Origin of the sequence: Mesorhizobium sp. M0833 (assembly GCF_040319905.1) — a bacterium.
Taxonomy (GTDB): domain Bacteria; phylum Pseudomonadota; class Alphaproteobacteria; order Rhizobiales; family Rhizobiaceae; genus Mesorhizobium.
The window spans coordinates 86355-103827 of sequence record NZ_JAMYOQ010000004.1 but is presented as its reverse complement, the minus strand read 5'-3'; the positions used below and the strand labels follow the sequence as shown (position 1 = coordinate 103827).

The following is a 17473-nucleotide window of genomic DNA, read 5'->3' as shown; positions in this document are numbered from 1 at the left end:
CGGAAACCACCATGTATCAGGCCATCGTCTTCCTTCCGCTGCTCGGCTTCCTGATCGTCGGCCTGTTCGGCACTTCGCTCGGCGCCAAGGCTTCCGAATACATCACCTCCGGCTTCCTGGTGATCGCGGCTGTGCTGTCGTGGGTTGCCTTCTTCTCGGTCGGCTTCGGCGGCGGCGAGGTGTTCACCGTGCCGGTGCTGCGCTGGATCCAGTCAGGCGGCCTCGAAGCGTCGTGGGCGCTGCGGATCGATACGCTGACCGTGGTGATGCTGGTCGTCGTCAATACGGTGTCGGCGCTGGTCCATATCTACTCGATCGGCTACATGCATCACGATCCGGACCGGCCGCGCTTCTTCGCCTATCTGTCGCTGTTTACCTTCGCCATGCTGATGCTGGTGACGGCCGACAACCTCGTGCAGATGTTCTTCGGCTGGGAAGGCGTCGGCCTTGCCTCCTATCTGCTGATCGGCTTCTGGTACAAGAAGCCGTCGGCCAATGCGGCCGCGATCAAGGCCTTCGTCGTCAACCGCGTCGGCGATTTCGGCTTTGCGCTCGGCATATTCGGTGTGTTCGTGCTGTTCGGCTCGGTCAATCTCGGCACCATCTTCGCCAATGCGGCGACGTTCATTCCGGCGGAAGGCGCGCCGCAAGGCGCGGCCGTACTGACCTTCCTCGGCTATGCGCTCGATAAGCAGGCCGCGATGACGGTCGTCTGCCTGCTCCTGTTCATGGGCGCCATGGGCAAGTCGGCGCAGGTGCCGCTGCACACCTGGCTGCCGGATGCCATGGAAGGCCCGACGCCGGTCTCGGCATTGATCCATGCCGCCACCATGGTGACGGCAGGCGTGTTCATGCTGGCGCGGCTCTCGCCGCTATTCGAGCTGTCGCATTCGGCACTGACGGTGGTCACCTTCATCGGCGCCTTCACCGCCTTCTTCGCTGCGACAGTCGGTCTTGTCCAGAACGACATCAAGCGCGTCATCGCCTATTCGACCTGTTCGCAGCTCGGTTACATGTTCGTGGCGCTCGGCGTCGGTGCCTATGGCGCGGCGATTTTCCATCTGTTCACCCACGCCTTCTTCAAGGCGCTGCTGTTCCTCGGCTCGGGCTCGGTCATCCACGCCGTCTCCGACGAGCAGGACATGCGCAAAATGGGTGGCCTGAGGACGCTGATCCCGACGACTTACTGGATGATGGTGATCGGCACGCTGGCGCTGACCGGTGTCGGCATTCCGGTAACGATCATCGGCACGGCCGGCTTCTTTTCCAAGGACGCCATCGTCGAAGCGGCCTTCGCCGGCCACAATGCGGTCGCCGCGTTTGCCTTCATATTGCTGGTCATTGCTGCCTGCTTTACCTCCTTCTACTCCTGGCGGCTGATCTTCATGACCTTCCACGGCGAGCCGCGAGCCAGCCACGAGGTCATGCATCATGTCCATGAATCGCCGCCGGTCATGCTGGTGCCGCTGTTCATCCTGGCGGCTGGCGCGCTGCTCGCCGGTGTGATCTTCCACGGCGCCTTCATCGGCGAGGGCTATGCCGAATTCTGGAAGGCGTCGCTGTTCACGCTGCCGGACAACCACATCCTGCACGAAATCCACGAAGTGCCGTTGTGGGTCGAGCTGTCGCCGTTCATCGCCATGCTGATCGGCTTTGCGATAGCCTGGCAGTTCTATATTCGCGCGCCGGAAATGCCTCGGAGCGTCGCCGCCAACCATCGCCTGCTCTACGCCTTCCTGCTCAACAAATGGTATTTTGACGAGCTCTACGACTTCCTGTTCGTGCGGCCGGCAAAGCGCCTCGGCAGCTTCCTGTGGAAGACCGGCGACGGCACCGTCATCGACGGGCTCGGGCCGGACGGCATTTCGGCGCGCGTCGTCGACGTCACCAACCGGGTCGTCAAGCTGCAGACCGGCTATCTCTATCACTATGCCTTCGCCATGCTGATCGGCGTTGCCGCACTCGTCACCTGGATGATGCTCTGATGACCGCCTGGCCGATCCTATCGCTGGTCACCTTCCTGCCGCTGGTTGGTGTGCTGCTCATCCTTTTCGTGCGTGATGACAGCGAGAACGCGCGCCGCAACATTCGCGCCATCGCGCTGTTCACGACTGCGTTCACGTTTGTGATTTCGCTGTTTATCTGGACCGGCTTCGACAATTCGCAACCCGGCTTCCAGTTCGTCGAGAAGTTTGCCTGGCTGGATTCCGGCATCTCCTACCATATGGGCGTAGACGGCATCTCCATGCTGTTCGTCATCCTGACCACCTTCCTGATGCCGCTCTGCATTCTCGCCTCGTGGGAATCGATCGAGAAGCGCGTCAAAGCCTATATGATCGCCTTCCTGCTGCTCGAGACGCTGATGATCGGCGTGTTCTGTGCGCTCGACATCGTCTTGTTCTACGTCTTCTTCGAAGCCGGCCTTATCCCGATGTTCATCATCATCGGCGTGTGGGGCGGCAAGCGGCGCGTCTATGCCTCGTTCAAGTTCTTCCTCTACACCCTGGCCGGTTCGGTGCTGATGCTGCTCGCCATCATGGCGATGTTCTTCCAGTCCGGCACCACCGATATCCCGACGCTGCTGACGCATAATTTCCCGGCCAATATGCAGACCTGGCTATGGCTTGCCTTCTTCGCGTCCTTTGCGGTGAAGATGCCAATGTGGCCGGTGCATACCTGGCTGCCGGACGCGCATGTCGAAGCGCCGACGGCCGGCTCGGTGATCCTGGCCGCCATCCTGCTCAAGATGGGCGGGTACGGCTTCCTGCGTTTTTCGCTGCCGATGTTTCCGATCGCATCCGAAATGTTCGCGCCGCTAATCTTCACGCTTTCCGTTGTCGCCATCATCTACACCTCGCTGGTGGCGCTGATGCAGGAGGACATGAAGAAGCTGATCGCCTATTCGTCGGTCGCTCACATGGGCTTCGTTACCATGGGCATCTTCGCGATGAACCAGGAAGGCGTCCAGGGCTCGATCTTCCAGATGCTGTCGCACGGGCTGGTCTCCGGCGCGCTGTTCCTTTGCGTCGGCGTCGTTTACGACCGCATGCACACGCGCGACATCGACGCCTATGGCGGGTTGGTCAACAACATGCCGAAATATGCAACCGTGTTCATGATCTTCACCATGGCCAATGTCGGCCTGCCCGGCACCAGCGGCTTCGTCGGCGAGTTCCTGACCATGCTCGGCGTGTTCCGGGTCAACACCTGGGTGGCGTTCTTCGCCGCCACCGGCGTCATACTGTCGGCGGCCTATGCGCTCTGGCTCTACCGCAAGGTGATCTTCGGCGCACTGACCAAGGAAAGCCTGAAAGGTTTGCTCGACCTGTCGACGCGCGAAAAGGTGATCATGTATCCACTGGTCGCGCTGGTCATCTTCTTCGGCGTCTATCCGGCGCCGATCTTCGACGCGACGGCCGAATCGGTCAAGGCGCTCGTTACCAATGTCACCGCATCCATCGGCGCCGCGCAGACCGCGGCGGCGAACTGACTGGGGGTTTGCGAACCATGACGCCGGACCTTCTCTCCAGCCTGTCGCTCTCGACGCCAGAGCTGATCCTCGCCATCGGCGCCTTGGCGCTGTTGATGCTCGGCGCCTATTCGCGCGCCAACACCGCCGTCACGGTGAGCGGCCTTGCTGTTGCCGTGCTGGTGATCGCCGGCGCCTGGCTGATCTTTTCCCCGGGGCAGGGCAACGCCTATGGCGAAGCCTTCATCCAGGACCCATTCGCCCGCTTCATGAAGATGTTGGCGCTGATCGGCTCGGCGGTGACGCTGGTCATGTCGGTTCGCTTTGCCCAGGCGGAGCGTTTCGACAAGTTCGAATATCCGGTGCTGATCCTGCTCTGCACGCTCGGCATGATGCTGATGATCTCGGCCAACGGCATGATCGGGCTCTATCTCGGCCTCGAGCTGCAGTCGCTGGCGATCTACGTGCTGGCGGCGATCAACCGCGATAATCTGCGCTCGACCGAGGCCGGGCTGAAGTACTTCGTCCTTGGCGCGCTGTCGTCGGGCATGCTGCTTTACGGCATCTCGCTGGTCTACGGCTACACGGGCAACACGGGCTTCCAGGAGATCGCCGCGGCGCTCAGCGGCGGCGAGCGCCAGCTCGGCCTCGTCTTCGGCTTGGTCTTTGTGCTGGCCGGCCTTGCCTTCAAGATCTCGGCGGTGCCGTTCCATATGTGGACGCCCGACGTCTATGAGGGCGCGCCGACGCCGGTGACGGCCTTTCTGGCGGCGGCACCCAAAATGGCGGCGATGGCGCTGATGGTGCGCGTCACCATGGGCGCCTTCAAGCCGATCGCCGCCGACTGGCAGCAGATCATCGTCTTCATCTCGATCGCCTCGATGGCGCTCGGCGCATTCGCGGCCATCGGCCAGACCAACATCAAGCGGCTGATGGCCTATTCCTCCATCGGCCATATGGGTTATGCTCTGGTCGGCCTTGCCGCCAACAGCCAGGACGGCGTGCGCGGCGTCGCCATCTACATGCTGATCTATCTGGTGATGACGCTCGGCACCTTCGCCTTCATCCTCGCCATGCGGCGCAAGGAGGGCAATGTCGAGCAGATCAGCGATCTCGCCGGCCTGTCGGCGACCAACCCGATCATGGCGACGATCCTCACCATCCTGATGTTCTCGCTGGCCGGTATCCCGCCGCTCGCCGGCTTCTGGGGGAAATGGTACGTGTTCCTCGCCGCCATCAATGCCGACCTCTACGCGCTGGCGATCATCGGCGTGCTGGCCTCTGTGGTGGGCGCCTATTATTATCTGCGCATCATCAAGATCATGTGGTTCGACGAACCGGTCGGCGGCTTCGTGCCGATGGCGACCGAACTGCGCGTCGTGCTCGGCGCCTGCGGCGCTTTCGTGCTGTTCTACGTGCTGATCGGCGGCCCGATCGGAACCTACGCAGCCGCCGCGGCCAAGACCTTCTTCTAACGGAATGACGTTCAGGCTGGCTCCAACCGCGGCTTCGGAAGGGTTCCGGCTCGAGGCGCACGATACGGTCGGCTCCACCAATGCGTTGGCGCTGGAGCACGCGCGGGCCGGCGATCCGGGCAAACTCTGGGTCGTCTCAAAAAAGCAGGAAGCGGGACGTGGCCGCCGCGGCCGCGCCTGGGCGACGCCCGAAGGCAACCTGGCGGCGACGCTGCTGGTGATCACCAACACCGAGCTTCGACTTGCCGCGACGCTCGGCTTCGTTGCCGGACTGGCGCTGGCCGACGCGCTCGACGCCGTCGTGCCGAAAGGCAGGATTGCGATCGGCCTCGATGGTGCGAGCCAGGGCAAGAACCGCTTCGAGTTGAAATGGCCGAACGACGTGCTTGCCTCGGGCGCCAAGCTCGCCGGCATCCTGCTGGAATCGGCGATGCTGGATAGCGACCGTTCGGCGGTGGCTGTTGGCATCGGCGTCAATGTGGTGGCTTATCCCAATGATTTGCCCTATCCAGCGACGTCGCTCAACGCGCTGGGGTCTGCTTGCGATGCCGAGACGCTGTTTCTGGCGCTGTCGGATGCATGGAGCGAGAATGCCCGGCTGTGGAACGAAGGGCGTGGGCTTGCCGCCGTCAGGCGGCGCTGGCTGGCGCGTGCGGCGGGGCTTGGCGGGCAGGTTGCTGTCAGAATTGACGGTAATGTGGTGCGCGGCACCTTCGAGACCATTGACGAAGACTGCCGTTTCGTGATCCGCGACGATGAAGGCTCGGTTCTGACGATCGCCGCCGGCGACGTGCATTTCGGCGCGGTCGCATCGGCCGTCGGTTGACTGGCCAATACGTTTGACTGGCCAGGTATTTGACCAGCTTGAATTTGACCGGCTGACAATTTTGATTGGCCGACAATTTTGACCGGCCCACAATTTGACCGGCCCACAATTTGACCGGCAAGGAAGGAAAGACCATGGCGACAGCGGAAAATGCCGAACTTGTCTTCGTGCCGCTCGGCGGTGTCGGCGAGATCGGCATGAACTTCGCCCTCTACGGCTATGGGCCGGCCAATGCGCGCGAATGGATCGTCGTCGACGTCGGCGTTACTTTTCCCGACGCAACCCTGCCCGGCGTCGACCTGGTACTGCCCGACACCCGCTTCATCGAGGAGAATGTCGCCAATCTGCGCGGCATTGTCATTACCCATGCACATGAGGACCACTACGGCGCGCTGCACGACATCTGGCCGAAGCTCAAGGCGCCGGTCTGGATGACGCCGTTTGGCGCCGGCCTGCTGGAAGCCAAGCGGCAGGGCGAGCAAGGGGCGCCGAAGATCCCGGTGACGACCTACCGGGCTGGCGAGAAATTCACCGTCGGTCCGTTCGAGATCGAGGCCATCCCCGTCGCGCACTCCATTCCCGAACCGATGTCGCTGGCGATCACCACGCCGGCCGGCGTCGTCATCCATACCGGCGACTGGAAGATCGATCCGGCGCCGACGGTGGGGCCGATGACCGACGAGGCACGCTTCCGCGCCTATGGCGACAAGGGCGTGCTGGCGTTGATCTGCGATTCCACCAACGCGCTGCGGGAAGGGGAATCACCGTCGGAAGTGGCGGTGGGCGAGGGCCTCAAGGGTGTCATCCAGAATGCCAAGGGCCGTGTCGCCGTCAGCAGTTTCTCCTCCAATGTCGGCCGCATCGTCTCGATCGCCAAGGCAGCGCGGGATGCCGGCCGCCAATGCCTGGTGCTTGGCCGCTCGATGAAGCGCGTCATCGATGTGGCTGATGAACTCGGTTATATGGACGGGTTGCCGGAATTCATCGCCGAGGAGGATTACGGCTTCATCCCGCGCGAAAACCTCGTCATCATCTGCACCGGAAGCCAGGGCGAGCCGCTTGCCGCACTCGCCAAGCTGTCGCGCGACGAGATGAAGTCGGTGGCGCTGACGGCCGGCGACACGGTCGTGTTTTCCTCGCGCACCATTCCCGGCAACGAGAAGGCGATCCTCGAAATCAAGAACCGCCTGATCGATCTCGGCATCAAGATCATCGAGGACGGCGATGCGCTGGTGCATGTCTCCGGTCATCCACGCCGCAGCGAATTGCGCAAGATGTATGAATGGGTGCGGCCGCAGATCGGCGTTCCCGTGCATGGCGAGGCGGCGCATCTGGTGGCGCAGGGCTCGCTGATGTCGACGTCCGGCATCGGCCAGGTGGCGCAGGTGCGCGACGGCGACATGCTCAGGCTGTATCCGGGCGCCGCCGCCATCATCGACCAGGTTCCGTTCGGCCGCATCTACAAGGACGGAAGGCTGATCGGCAGCGATCAGGCGATGGGCATTCGCGACCGCCGCAAGCTGTCCTTTGCCGGCCATGTCGCCGTCAACGTCGTGCTCGACGACAAATACGAGCTTGCCGGCGATCCCGATCTCGTCGCCATTGGCGTCGCCGAGGCCGACGGCAGCGGCGAGAGCCTGGAAGACTTGATGATCGATGCGGCAATCGGCGCCGTGGACTCCATCCCCCGCCAGCGCCGAAAAGACCTTGACCTGGTCCAGGAGGCGGTGCGGCGCGCGGTGCGCGGCGCGGCCAACGAAGCCTGGGGCAAGAAGCCGCTGGTGACAGTGTTCGTCACGCGGTGACGAGCAAGGGAATAGGGGAGTAGGGCAGTAAGGGAGTAGGGAAGTAGGAAGTAGGAGCGCAAACAGTCTGCACTTCTAGATCCTTTTTTCCCTACTCCCTACTGCCTTACTCCCCTACTCCCTTAACCCGGGAGTACCCTATGCTCGGACGCCTCAACCATGTCGCGCTTGCGGTGCCGGATCTGGCCGCGGCTGCGGCGGTCTATCGCGATACGCTTGGCGCCCGCGTAACCGCGCCGCAGGCGCTGCCGGAGCATGGCGTTACGGTGGTGTTCGTCGACGTCGGCAACACCAGGATCGAGTTGCTCGAGCCGCTCGGCGAAGCCTCGCCGATCGCCGCATTCCTCGAGAAGAATCCGTCCGGCGGCATGCACCATCTCTGCTACGAGGTGGACGACATTGTTGCGGCGCGCGACCGTCTCAAGGCCAGCGGCGCGCGCGTGCTGGGCGACGGCAAGCCGAAGACCGGCGCGCATGGCAAACCGGTATTGTTTCTGCACCCCAAGGATTTCTTCGGCACGCTGGTCGAACTGGAGCAAGCATGAGTTGGGTTTCGTTTGTTGCCCTGTTCTTCGCCACATGGTGGGTGGTGTTGTTCGCCGTCCTGCCGTTCAGCATGCGGACACAGGACGAGGACCGGGACGTGACGCTTGGCACGGTTCCGAGCGCACCGCGCGGACCGCATATGCTGCGCGCGGCGCTGCGCACGACAATCGCCACGCTGGTCCTCATGGCTATCTTCTACGGCATCACGAGAGGGCTTGGCCTCGGCATCGATGACATCCCGCATATCGTGCCGGATTTCAACCAGAGCCCAGCGCATTAGCCGGCTACCTACCGTGTCCGGCTATCCCAGCCTAGCCGACGCCCTGAAATCAAGCTGAGCCAGCAAGGTCAATCCAAGTAAAGCCCCGGGGCGGGCTTGGGCTGACGCAACGTCATGTAGTTTGGTAATCTGTCGTGCTAACCAAATGATTGCACAAAAAAAATGCAAGGCGCGAGGCCTTGCAATTTAAACGCGTCCGATCTGTTTCCGGTGTCCGGCGGCAGCGAGTTACCGCGCCTAGATCGCATCCTCCCAAGACTTTGACCGCGTAGGAGGGCAGATTTTTCTCTACCCTCTCGGTTATGTGGGCACACTAGCCTAAGGCGGGTGAAAATGTCACGAAGAATTTTGCCCGGAAACAGGCAATCTCGTGCTGCAGTGCACAATAGTACGGCAGGCGTTGCTTGCGAAACGCCCAGCAAGCCGCGTGCGGCAATTGCGGCGCCTGTGCAGCGCCTGGGCCGGGTTTCCATTCCGCCATGAAATGGCTATGAAGCCGGGGCAAGCAAGCCTGTGCCGCGCCGATTCCGGCGCCGCCATCCTCTCTCACGGACCAGTTCATGCGTTTGTCGCGCTATTTCCTGCCCATCCTCAAAGAAAACCCGCGCGAGGCCGAGATCGTCTCGCATCGGCTGATGCTGCGTGCCGGCATGATCCGCCAGCAGGGGCAGGGCAGCTTTTCCTGGCTGCCGCTCGGCAAGCGGGTGCTGGACAAGGTCTGCCGGATTATCCGCGAGGAGCAGAATCGCGCCGGCGCGCTCGAAATCCTGATGCCGACCATCCAATCGGCCGAGCTGTGGCGCGAAAGTGGCCGCTATGAAGATTACGGCAAGGAGATGCTGCGCATCAAGGACCGGCAAGACCGCGATATGCTCTACGGGCCGACCAACGAGGAGATGGTCACCGAGATCTTCCGCTCCTACGTCAAGTCCTACAAGGACCTGCCGCTCAACCTCTATCACATCCAGTGGAAGTTTCGCGACGAGGTGCGCCCGCGCTTCGGCGTCATGCGTTCGCGCGAGTTCCTAATGAAGGACGCCTATTCCTTCGACCTCGATTATGAAGGCGCCAAGGCCGCCTATAACCGCATGTTCGTGTCCTATCTCAGGACGTTTACGCGCATGGGGCTGCAGGCTATCCCGATGCGCGCCGACACCGGGCCGATCGGCGGCGACCTCAGCCATGAGTTCATCATCCTGGCCGACACCGGCGAGAGCCAGGTGTTTTGCCACCGCGATTATCTCTCGCTCGCAGTGCCTGGCGCAGACACGGATTTTTCGAACGACGCCGAGATCGGCGCCATCGTCAAGACATGGACGACGCCCTATGCCGCCACCGACGAGATGCATGACGAGGCGGCATGGGAGAAGGTGCCCGCGAGCGACCGGGTCTCGGCGCGCGGCATCGAGGTTGGGCATATCTTCCATTTCGGCGACAAATATTCCAAGCCGATGGGCGCCAAGGTGACCGGCCCGGACGGCAAGGATCATTTCGTTTCTGGCGGTTCCTATGGCATCGGCCCGTCCAGGCTGGTCGCCGCGATCATCGAAGCCAGCCATGACGATAACGGCATCATCTGGCCGGAGGCGGTGGCGCCGTTCGATGTCGGCCTGATCAACATGAAGGCCGGTGATGCCGAATGCGACCGCGTCTGCGGCGAGCTGCACGCCGCCTTTGTCGCCGCCGGCAAGGAGGTGCTCTACGACGACACCGACCTGCGGCCGGGCGGCAAGTTCGCCACCGCCGACCTGATCGGGCTTCCGTGGCAGGTGATCGTCGGGCCGCGTGGTGTCGCCGCCGGCGAGGTCGAAATCAAGAACCGCAGGACCGGCGAGCGCGAGACGCTGCCGATCGCGGACGTGAAGCAGCGCTTCGGTGCCGCCGCATGAACGAGGCGGCGGCAGCAAGACCATCGGGCGCCGGACCCTTTTCCGGCTTCGAGCGCATGGTGGCGTGGCGCTATCTGCGCTCGCGTCGCAAGGAGACGGTGATCTCCGTCATCGCCTCGATCTCCTTCCTCGGCATCATGCTGGGGGTCGCCACGCTGATCGTCGTCATGGCGGTGATGAACGGCTTTCGCGCCGAACTGCTGACGCGCATCCTAGGCGTCAACGGGCACCTGATCGTGCAGCCGCTCGACATGCCGCTGGAGGACTATGCGCAGGTCGCCGGCCGCATCAACGGAGTGCCCGGGGTTAAATACGCCATCCCGCTGATCGACGGGCAGGTGCTGGCGCAAGGCAATGTCGGCGGCGGCACCGGCGCGCTGGTGCGCGGCATACGCGGCGAGGATCTCGGCAAGATCACCATCGTCGCCAACAATATCAAGGAGGGCTCGATCGTCGGCTTCGATACCGGCGAAGGCGTCGCCATCGGCAGCCGCATGGCCGAGAATCTCGGCCTAGTGCTTGGCGATACGATCACCCTGATTTCGCCCGAGGGCGACATCACGCCGCTTGGCACGACGCCGCGCATGAAAGGCTATCCGGTCACCGCGATCTTCGAGGTCGGCATGTCGGAATATGACAGTTCCATCGTCTACATGCCGTTCTCGGAAGCGCAGCTTTACTTCAACATGGACGGCCGGGCGCAGACGATCGAGATCTACGCAGACAATCCCGACAATATCGACGCGCTGAAGCCGAAGGTCGAAGAGGCGGCGCAGCGGCCGATCAGCCTTGTCGATTGGCGGCAACGCAATAAGACGTTCTTCGACGCGCTGCAGGTCGAACGCAACGTCATGTTCATGATCCTGACGCTGATCGTGCTGGTGGCGGCGCTCAACATCATTTCGGGCCTGATCATGCTGGTGAAGGACAAGGGCCACGACATCGCCATCCTGCGCACCATGGGCGCGACGCGCAGCGCGATCCTGCGCATCTTCCTGATGACCGGGGCTGCGATCGGTGTTGTCGGCACCATCGCCGGCGTGCTGCTCGGCATCGTGATCTGCCTCAACGTCGAGCGCATCCGCCAGTTCTTCTCCTGGCTGGCCAACGAGCGGTTGTTCAATCCCGAGCTTTATTTCCTGAGCCAATTGCCAGCTCGCATGGATGCCAGCGAGACAATCTCCGTCGTTCTCATGGCGCTGGCGCTGTCGTTCCTGGCGACGCTGTTTCCGGCGTGGCGCGCGGCCAGGCTCGACCCGGTCGAAGCGCTGAGGTACGAGTGATGGCCGATGCCATTATCGAGCTGAAGAGCGTCGAACGGCACTATGTGCAGGGACCGCGCAAGCTGACCATCCTGAACGGCGCCGATTTTTCGCTGAAGCGTGGCGAGATGGTGGCGCTTGTGGCGCCGTCGGGCACCGGCAAGTCGACGCTGCTACACACCGCCGGGCTGCTGGAGCGACCGGACGCCGGCGACGTGATCCTGGCGGGGCGCGCCTGCGGCCGGCTTTCCGACGACGAGCGCACGGCGATCCGCCGCAACGACGTCGGCTTCGTCTATCAGTTCCATCATTTGCTGCCTGAATTCTCGGCGCTGGAAAACATCATGATGCCGCAGCTGATAAAAGGGCTGCCGCGCAAGGAGGCGGCCGAGCGGGCGGCGCAATTGCTCGACTATATGCAGATCGGCAAGCGGGCACAGCATCGCCCCTCCGAGCTCTCCGGCGGCGAGCAGCAGCGGGTCGCCATTGCGCGTGCCGTCGCCAATGCGCCACTGGTGCTTTTGGCCGACGAGCCGACCGGCAATCTCGACCCGGTGACCGCTTCCTATGTGTTCGAGGCGCTGGCAGCACTGGTCCGGCAATCGGGCCTGGCGGCGCTGATCGCCACCCACAATCACGAGCTCGCCTCGCGCATGGACCGCCGCGTGACGCTGGCCGACGGCAAGGTTGTGCCGCTTTAGGGTGCGCTGCAATTGAGGCGATGACGGCCTGCGAGCTGCCGTGCGCCGTCCCGCCGCTTTCGCGCGCCTGTTGGCCCGAAACGCTTGGCATCTCCCTCTCAACCCTTTCTTAACCCTGTCGAAATGACCGAGCGCAATTCCGGTGACACCCGGACTGCGATCGTTGACATTCGAACAAAATTAGAACAAAATACGAACATACTAACAACAGGAGAGAGTTATGACCGATCTTGTTCAGGATGTCGTTTCGCTGGTGTGCATGAGCACGTTCCTCATTTCCATGGCAATCTGGATCGGCGCGATGTGAGGCTTGAGCTCAAGGGCGGGCTCGATGCTGATGAGCGAAGGCCGCCTTCGCATATTGGCGCAGGCATTGGGCGAGTGTTTCAGCCGGCCTTGCGGGACACTTCGACAGGCGACACGGCGGCGGGCCCGAACACGTCCTCGAAAGCGGATTTCAGCGCCAGGTCGAGGTCGTCCATGGTCACGGGAAGGCCGAGGTCGACAAGGCTGGTGACGCCGTGATCCTGGACGCCGCACGGCACGATGCCGCTGAAATGGCTAAGGTCCGGCTCGACATTGATGGCGATGCCGTGAAAGCTCACCCAGCGCCTCAGCCTTATGCCGATGGCGGCGATCTTGTCCTCGGCCGCCGAGCCGTCGGGCAAAGCGGGGCGGTCCGGCCGCACCACCCAGACGCCGACGCGGTCCTCGCGGCGTTCGCCGCGTACGTTGAAGGCGGCCAGCGAGCCGATGATCCATTGTTCGAGAGCGGCGACGAAGGCGCGGACATCCTCGCGCCGCCGCTTCAGGTCGAGCATGACGTAGGCGACCCGCTGGCCTGGCCCATGATAGGTGTATTCGCCGCCACGCCCGGCGGCAAAGACCGGGAAGCGGTCCGGCTCGATCAGGTCCTCGACGCGGGCGCTGGTGCCGGCGGTGTAGAGGGGCGGGTGCTCGACCAGCCAGACCATCTCGCCGGCGGCGCCGCTGCGGATTGCCTCGGCGCGCGCCTCCATCACGGCGAGCGCATCGGGATAGGCGGTGAGCCCGGGCTCGATGCGCCATTCGACCGGCGCCGAGCCGGGCAAGGGCAGGAACGACGTGGCGATCTGGCTGCGGTCCGTCATGATATCTCGTCTCGCCACTCATATGGCGGCAATCGGTACAAACGTCCAGTTCCGGCGCGTTCGGCCCTTGAAGAGTTATGCCGATGTCCGGCCGATTATTGCTGGCCGCGCTACTTGTTTCACCGGAAACGATTTGCTACACGCCACGGGCCGGTTGGTTCCGGCTCCTACCACGTGCGGTCGTGGCGGAATTGGTAGACGCGCAGCGTTGAGGTCGCTGTGGGGCAACCCGTGGAAGTTCGAGTCTTCTCGACCGCACCAATCAGTCTTCTGGCTGTTCAGTCTTTGGCTGTGGAAGTTATTGCGATTTTTCAGGCTTGTCGCACAGCCGTGCAAATACGGCAAAAAGCGCACTGTCACCGTAATTTGTTAATTCGCGTCCTATGCCGTCTGTTCACTTTCCCGGACATCTGAGTTCACGGTTGGTGATCGGCATCGCAGCGAAAGCAAGCACCTTTGCGCTTGCCTTGAAGGCATCCTATTCTGGAGGGTAGCATCCGCTCGTGGGCATAGAATGTCGGTACTGCCTTTCTTAAGAATTTACGCGCCGCTCAACGCGGTGCTGGCTGCGACTGGGCTTGTGGCGGTGGCTGCGCTCACGACACCGGACATGTCCGGGCGAAGCAGACTGGCTTTGGCTGCCGTGCTCGCGGTCATTTGGGGCATCTATCTCTTGGAATTGGCCGAGAAACTGCTCAGGCGCCGGGCGGGAGACGTTCGGGACAGGACGCTGGCAATCGCCATTGATGTGGTCGCGGTTTTGGTTCCACTCGCCGCATTTCTGCTCGTCGGCACGCCCGATCGGAGCCTCTACTGCGCTGTCTGGCTGCTGAAACCGCTGCGCGATTCAACTTTCTTCCCGCTGCTGGGCAGAATCCTGACCAACGAAGCGCGTAACCTGATCGGCGTCGCCACGGTCTTCGGCATCGTTCTGTTCGGTGTTGCGCTCGCAGCCTATGTGATCGAGCGCGACGTCCAACCGCAAAAGTTCGGCAGCATCCCCCAGGCAATGTGGTGGGCGGTGGTCACGCTGTCCACCACCGGCTATGGCGACGCTATTCCGGAAAGCTTCGCCGGCCGCGTCCTTGCCGGGGCGGTCATGATGAGTGGCATCGGCATCTTCGCGCTCTGGGCTGGCATTCTTGCCACCGGCTTTTATCAAGAAGTCCGTCGCGAGGATTTCGTCCGCAATTGGCAATTGGTCGCCGCCGTGCCGTTGTTTCAGAAGCTCGGCCCGGCCACACTGGTCGAGATCGTGCGCGCATTACGACCTCGCATCGTGCCGGCAGGCGCTGTGATCTGCCGCAAGGGCGAGACCGGTGATCAGATGTTCTTCGTCGTGGAGGGGCGCGTCAGCGTCGCGACGCCGAACCCGGTTGAGCTGGGCCCTGGCGCCTTCTTCGGTGAGATGGCGCTGATCACCGGCGAACCGCGCTCGGCGACCGTCAGCGCCACAACGGTGGTCTCACTCCTGTCGCTACACTCGGCGGATTTCCAGATGCTGTGCAGCAGCAGCCCGGAGATCGCAGAAATCATCCGCAAAACCGCGCTCGAGCGGCGCGGCGCGGCGCCTAAGGGTTGACCGTACTAGGTGTTCGTCAGGAGGAGGATGCGCTGCCAGGGCGGCCAATTGCCCGCCGACAGTGGCTGGCTGGAACTACATGCTCTGCCGCTGCCGAACCGCCCTCAATACAAATCGCCGGAGAATCGTAGAGAAATGCTTTAAAATCAACGCGGGAGGCGTTGCGTCGCTGCGTCTCGAGCGCACCATTAAATTCGAAAGCGGAATCTCTTGCTCGTCGAATTCGAGCACGGCAGGGAGCGTCCTTGTCGGGGCACGTGCTTTGTGCCTGATTGCGGTCGCGAGTTTGGCTTATGCGAAGTGGCCATCGGCGGGCATGGCCATCTATCGACAAGCGCACATAACTATTCGCGCACCAGGCGTCCGGTCGCCCACCAGATCACCGATACAACAACGATCGATGCGTAGCCGTCCACGGCATAGTGCCAGCCAGTGAACACCGATCCGTACAGGATCAGGGCTGCAAAGGTCCAACCCAGAACGCCAAGCCAGCGATTGATCGATGACAGCAAATAGGCGTTCAATACGGCAAAGGCGACATGCATGCTTGGCATGGCCGAGATGCCGCCGCCAAGACTTGGCCGGCCGCTCTGGTAAGCCATCAGGAGATATGCCGCGGGGTCCCGCACCATGTAACTATGGTCCAGCCTGTCCAGGGCCGCATTCAATCCGTGGAAGCGATCCACGCCGACAAAGTGGTGGTAGTAAACCGGTCCGACCGATGCCAGCGCCAGGGCCAAGAGCGTTCCGAGGACGGACAACGTCAGCGCTGCTGCGCAGAGATAGCGGATGCGGGCAATCTCGTCCGACCAGAGCGACACGAAAAGGATGGTGCCGAACCACTGGTAAAACCAAATGACTTCATAGCTGTTGAAGACGACGGACGACCAATTGTTGCTGTCGAGCTTATGGACGATTTCCCATGGCGGCATCCCGTGCAGCCATTCATCAGCGTCGGCCAACCAGTTGTCGGCATAGTATGGGACGACGGACGGGATGGCGATCTTGTAGGTAGAGAACGCGGTCAAGCTGGCAAAGAAGAACAGCAGCACCAGCAAACAACCACGCCAGCGCCCTTGAACCAAATCCAGTGCGTAGCGAGCCGGTTGCCGCCGGCCATGGATTAGCGCGGCACAGCAGACGCCACCGATAAACAACACCGGAATGCCAACAAGAAACTTGTGAGAATAGCTTACGGCTAACGTATAGAATACTTCCGGGTATAGTGCGGATGCGCCTAAAACATATATCGCCATGAACAAGGAGAGGCGCAATTGCCATATGGCGGAGGGCCTGTAGCGAGAGGCTTCCGTGGTTAGGGCCAAACCAATTTACCCGTTCTTAACGTTTCGCCGGAGAGACACATATACCGATAAGGTAAAAACCTTGCCGCCAGGTTTACTTTTCCCCGGTGGTCGACATTTGCCGCCGGCTCGCATGCGACGGATTGTTTCCCTGTAATCTTGCATCCGCATTTGCTGTCCAAGCCCCTGCGTGAAGGGATTGCCCGGGGGCTGGAACCCGAACTGGCTGGCTGGTGCTTAACGCGCCTGCCGCCTCCCTATCATAAGTTTTAGCTTATCATAAGTCATGGTTTATGATTATGCAGGCATGATGGCCTTGGCCGATCCGACACGCCGCAAGGTGTTCGAGCTCATCGCCGATCGGCCACGCTCGGTCATCGATCTGACGCGAGTGCTTCCGGTCTCGCAGCCGGCGGTATCGCAGCACCTCAAGGTTTTGAAGGAAGCCCGGCTGGTCCGCGCAGAGCCGAAAGGTGCCAGCAACATCTATCATCTCGACCCGCATGGACTTGGCGAGATGCGCGCCTGGCTCGACCGCATGTGGGGCGATGCGCTCGACGCCTTCAAACGGGAAGTCGACAACAGCAAGGAGAAGAGGAAATGACGACCATGATCAAGCCCGCGCCGGTCAGGAAGTCGGTGACCGTGGAGGTGCCGCTCGACAAGGCATTCGATGTGTTCACCACAGGATTCGGGCGCTGGTGGCCGGCTTCGCACTCGATCGGCAAATCCGCCCTGACGACCGCGGTGATCGAACCGAAAGCCGGCGGCCGCTGGTACGAGATTGGCGAGGATGGGTCACAATGCGATTGGGGCGAGGTTCTCGCCTGGGATCCGCCGTCAAGGCTGACACTCGCCTGGCGCATTGGAGCCGGCTGGCGCTACGATCCGGCACTGCTGACCGAAGTCGAGATCCGCTTTGTCGCGCTCGGCGAGAACGCGACGCGTGTGGAACTCGAGCACAGGCTTCTGGAGAACATGGGCGAAACCGCAGAGGCGATGCGCGAGGCCTTCGAATCCGAGGGTGGCTGGAGCGGTCTCCTCGACCGCTATGCGGCCGAGGCCAAGCGCCACGCCGCCTGATCGGGAAGCCTTCCATTCCAATACAGCGAGGCCCTCGCACTGTCGGCCTCGCCGTTTTGAGTCAGTGTCGATCTCCCCATCTGGTTGACCGGGGCGGGCAGATACGCTGCCCTTTACTTGC

General features: G+C 62.3%; 15 protein-coding genes and 1 tRNA gene. 14 read left to right on the top strand and 2 right to left on the bottom strand.

Going from position 1 to position 17473, the window contains the following annotated elements; all coding sequences use genetic code 11:
* The first annotated feature begins 11 nt into the window (after window positions 1–11).
* The 10 genes from nuoL (at window position 12) to NKH98_RS06390 (ending at window position 12253) form a co-directional block, all read left to right on the top strand.
* Window positions 12–1985, top strand: coding sequence for an NADH-quinone oxidoreductase subunit L (gene nuoL / locus NKH98_RS06435; protein ID WP_352897233.1), 1974 nt, complete (start codon window positions 12–14; stop codon window positions 1983–1985).
* The gene (locus NKH98_RS06430; protein WP_352897231.1) at window positions 1985–3490 is read left to right on the top strand and encodes an NADH-quinone oxidoreductase subunit M; all 1506 of its coding nucleotides are present in this window, start codon (window positions 1985–1987) and stop codon (window positions 3488–3490) included. The genes nuoL and NKH98_RS06430 overlap by 1 nt, the downstream gene beginning before the upstream one ends.
* 17 nt (window positions 3491–3507) lie before the next feature.
* Window positions 3508–4944: an NADH-quinone oxidoreductase subunit NuoN gene (gene nuoN, locus NKH98_RS06425; RefSeq protein ID WP_352897229.1), complete on the top strand. Its 1437-nt coding sequence runs from the start codon at window positions 3508–3510 to the stop codon at window positions 4942–4944.
* A gap of 4 nt (window positions 4945–4948) precedes the next feature.
* Entirely contained in the window at window positions 4949–5770 is an 822-nt protein-coding gene (locus NKH98_RS06420) for a biotin--[acetyl-CoA-carboxylase] ligase (protein ID WP_352897227.1), read from the top strand.
* Between the two features lie 134 nt (window positions 5771–5904).
* Window positions 5905–7575, top strand: a complete 1671-nt coding sequence (locus NKH98_RS06415) for a ribonuclease J (RefSeq protein ID WP_352897225.1) — start codon at window positions 5905–5907, stop codon at window positions 7573–7575.
* A 140-nt stretch (window positions 7576–7715) separates the two neighbouring features.
* Window positions 7716–8120: a methylmalonyl-CoA epimerase gene (gene mce / locus NKH98_RS06410; protein ID WP_352477558.1), complete on the top strand. Its 405-nt coding sequence runs from the start codon at window positions 7716–7718 to the stop codon at window positions 8118–8120.
* A complete protein-coding gene (locus NKH98_RS06405; RefSeq protein ID WP_352688109.1) occupies window positions 8117–8401 on the top strand; it encodes a DUF1467 family protein in 285 nt (94 codons plus the stop codon). Before mce ends, NKH98_RS06405 begins: the two co-directional genes overlap by 4 nt.
* A 560-nt stretch (window positions 8402–8961) precedes the next feature.
* Complete coding sequence (gene proS / locus NKH98_RS06400) at window positions 8962–10290, top strand: proline--tRNA ligase (protein WP_352897224.1); 1329 nt, start codon at window positions 8962–8964, stop codon at window positions 10288–10290.
* Entirely contained in the window at window positions 10287–11573 is a 1287-nt protein-coding gene (locus NKH98_RS06395) for a lipoprotein-releasing ABC transporter permease subunit (RefSeq protein WP_352897222.1), read from the top strand. The genes proS and NKH98_RS06395 overlap by 4 nt, the downstream gene beginning before the upstream one ends.
* A complete protein-coding gene (locus NKH98_RS06390) occupies window positions 11573–12253 on the top strand; it encodes an ABC transporter ATP-binding protein (RefSeq protein WP_502894202.1) in 681 nt (226 codons plus the stop codon). The genes NKH98_RS06395 and NKH98_RS06390 overlap by 1 nt, the downstream gene beginning before the upstream one ends.
* Window positions 12254–12639: 386 nt before the next feature.
* Here the strand turns inward: NKH98_RS06390 and lipB are convergent, their stop codons facing one another.
* The gene (gene lipB / locus NKH98_RS06385) at window positions 12640–13383 is read right to left on the bottom strand and encodes a lipoyl(octanoyl) transferase LipB (protein WP_352897220.1); all 744 of its coding nucleotides are present in this window, start codon (window positions 13381–13383) and stop codon (window positions 12640–12642) included.
* Window positions 13384–13559: 176 nt separating this feature from the next.
* On the opposite strand from lipB, the gene NKH98_RS06380 reads away from it, so the two are divergent.
* Together NKH98_RS06380 and NKH98_RS06375 are read left to right on the top strand one after the other, a co-directional pair.
* Window positions 13560–13644, top strand: a tRNA-Leu gene (locus NKH98_RS06380).
* A 253-nt stretch (window positions 13645–13897) separates the two neighbouring features.
* Window positions 13898–14965: a cyclic nucleotide-gated potassium channel gene (locus tag NKH98_RS06375; protein WP_352897218.1), complete on the top strand. Its 1068-nt coding sequence runs from the start codon at window positions 13898–13900 to the stop codon at window positions 14963–14965.
* A gap of 344 nt (window positions 14966–15309) precedes the next feature.
* Here the strand turns inward: NKH98_RS06375 and NKH98_RS06370 are convergent, their stop codons facing one another.
* Window positions 15310–16221, bottom strand: coding sequence for a phosphatase PAP2 family protein (locus NKH98_RS06370; protein ID WP_352897431.1), 912 nt, complete (start codon window positions 16219–16221; stop codon window positions 15310–15312).
* Between the two features lie 334 nt (window positions 16222–16555).
* On the opposite strand from NKH98_RS06370, the gene NKH98_RS06365 reads away from it, so the two are divergent.
* Window positions 16556–16873, top strand: a complete 318-nt coding sequence (locus tag NKH98_RS06365) for an ArsR/SmtB family transcription factor (protein WP_352477563.1) — start codon at window positions 16556–16558, stop codon at window positions 16871–16873.
* The gene (locus NKH98_RS06360; RefSeq protein WP_254818127.1) at window positions 16870–17352 is read left to right on the top strand and encodes an SRPBCC family protein; all 483 of its coding nucleotides are present in this window, start codon (window positions 16870–16872) and stop codon (window positions 17350–17352) included. The genes NKH98_RS06365 and NKH98_RS06360 overlap by 4 nt, the downstream gene beginning before the upstream one ends.
* The last annotated feature ends 121 nt before the right edge of the window (window positions 17353–17473 follow it).

Coding starts and splice junctions, on each gene's coding strand:
- NKH98_RS06395 (WP_352897222.1), top strand. CDS start 10,287: ATGAACGAGGCGGCGGCAGCAAGACCATCGGGCGCCGGACCCTTTTCC.
- NKH98_RS06420 (WP_352897227.1), top strand. CDS start 4,949: ATGACGTTCAGGCTGGCTCCAACCGCGGCTTCGGAAGGGTTCCGGCTC.
- NKH98_RS06365 (WP_352477563.1), top strand. CDS start 16,556: ATGGTTTATGATTATGCAGGCATGATGGCCTTGGCCGATCCGACACGC.
- NKH98_RS06430 (WP_352897231.1), top strand. CDS start 1,985: ATGACCGCCTGGCCGATCCTATCGCTGGTCACCTTCCTGCCGCTGGTT.
- mce (WP_352477558.1), top strand. CDS start 7,716: ATGCTCGGACGCCTCAACCATGTCGCGCTTGCGGTGCCGGATCTGGCC.
- NKH98_RS06375 (WP_352897218.1), top strand. CDS start 13,898: ATGTCGGTACTGCCTTTCTTAAGAATTTACGCGCCGCTCAACGCGGTG.
- NKH98_RS06390 (WP_502894202.1), top strand. CDS start 11,573: ATGGCCGATGCCATTATCGAGCTGAAGAGCGTCGAACGGCACTATGTG.
- nuoL (WP_352897233.1), top strand. CDS start 12: ATGTATCAGGCCATCGTCTTCCTTCCGCTGCTCGGCTTCCTGATCGTC.
- NKH98_RS06415 (WP_352897225.1), top strand. CDS start 5,905: ATGGCGACAGCGGAAAATGCCGAACTTGTCTTCGTGCCGCTCGGCGGT.
- NKH98_RS06405 (WP_352688109.1), top strand. CDS start 8,117: ATGAGTTGGGTTTCGTTTGTTGCCCTGTTCTTCGCCACATGGTGGGTG.
- proS (WP_352897224.1), top strand. CDS start 8,962: ATGCGTTTGTCGCGCTATTTCCTGCCCATCCTCAAAGAAAACCCGCGC.
- NKH98_RS06360 (WP_254818127.1), top strand. CDS start 16,870: ATGACGACCATGATCAAGCCCGCGCCGGTCAGGAAGTCGGTGACCGTG.
- NKH98_RS06370 (WP_352897431.1), bottom strand. CDS start 16,221: ATGGCGATATATGTTTTAGGCGCATCCGCACTATACCCGGAAGTATTC.
- lipB (WP_352897220.1), bottom strand. CDS start 13,383: ATGACGGACCGCAGCCAGATCGCCACGTCGTTCCTGCCCTTGCCCGGC.
- nuoN (WP_352897229.1), top strand. CDS start 3,508: ATGACGCCGGACCTTCTCTCCAGCCTGTCGCTCTCGACGCCAGAGCTG.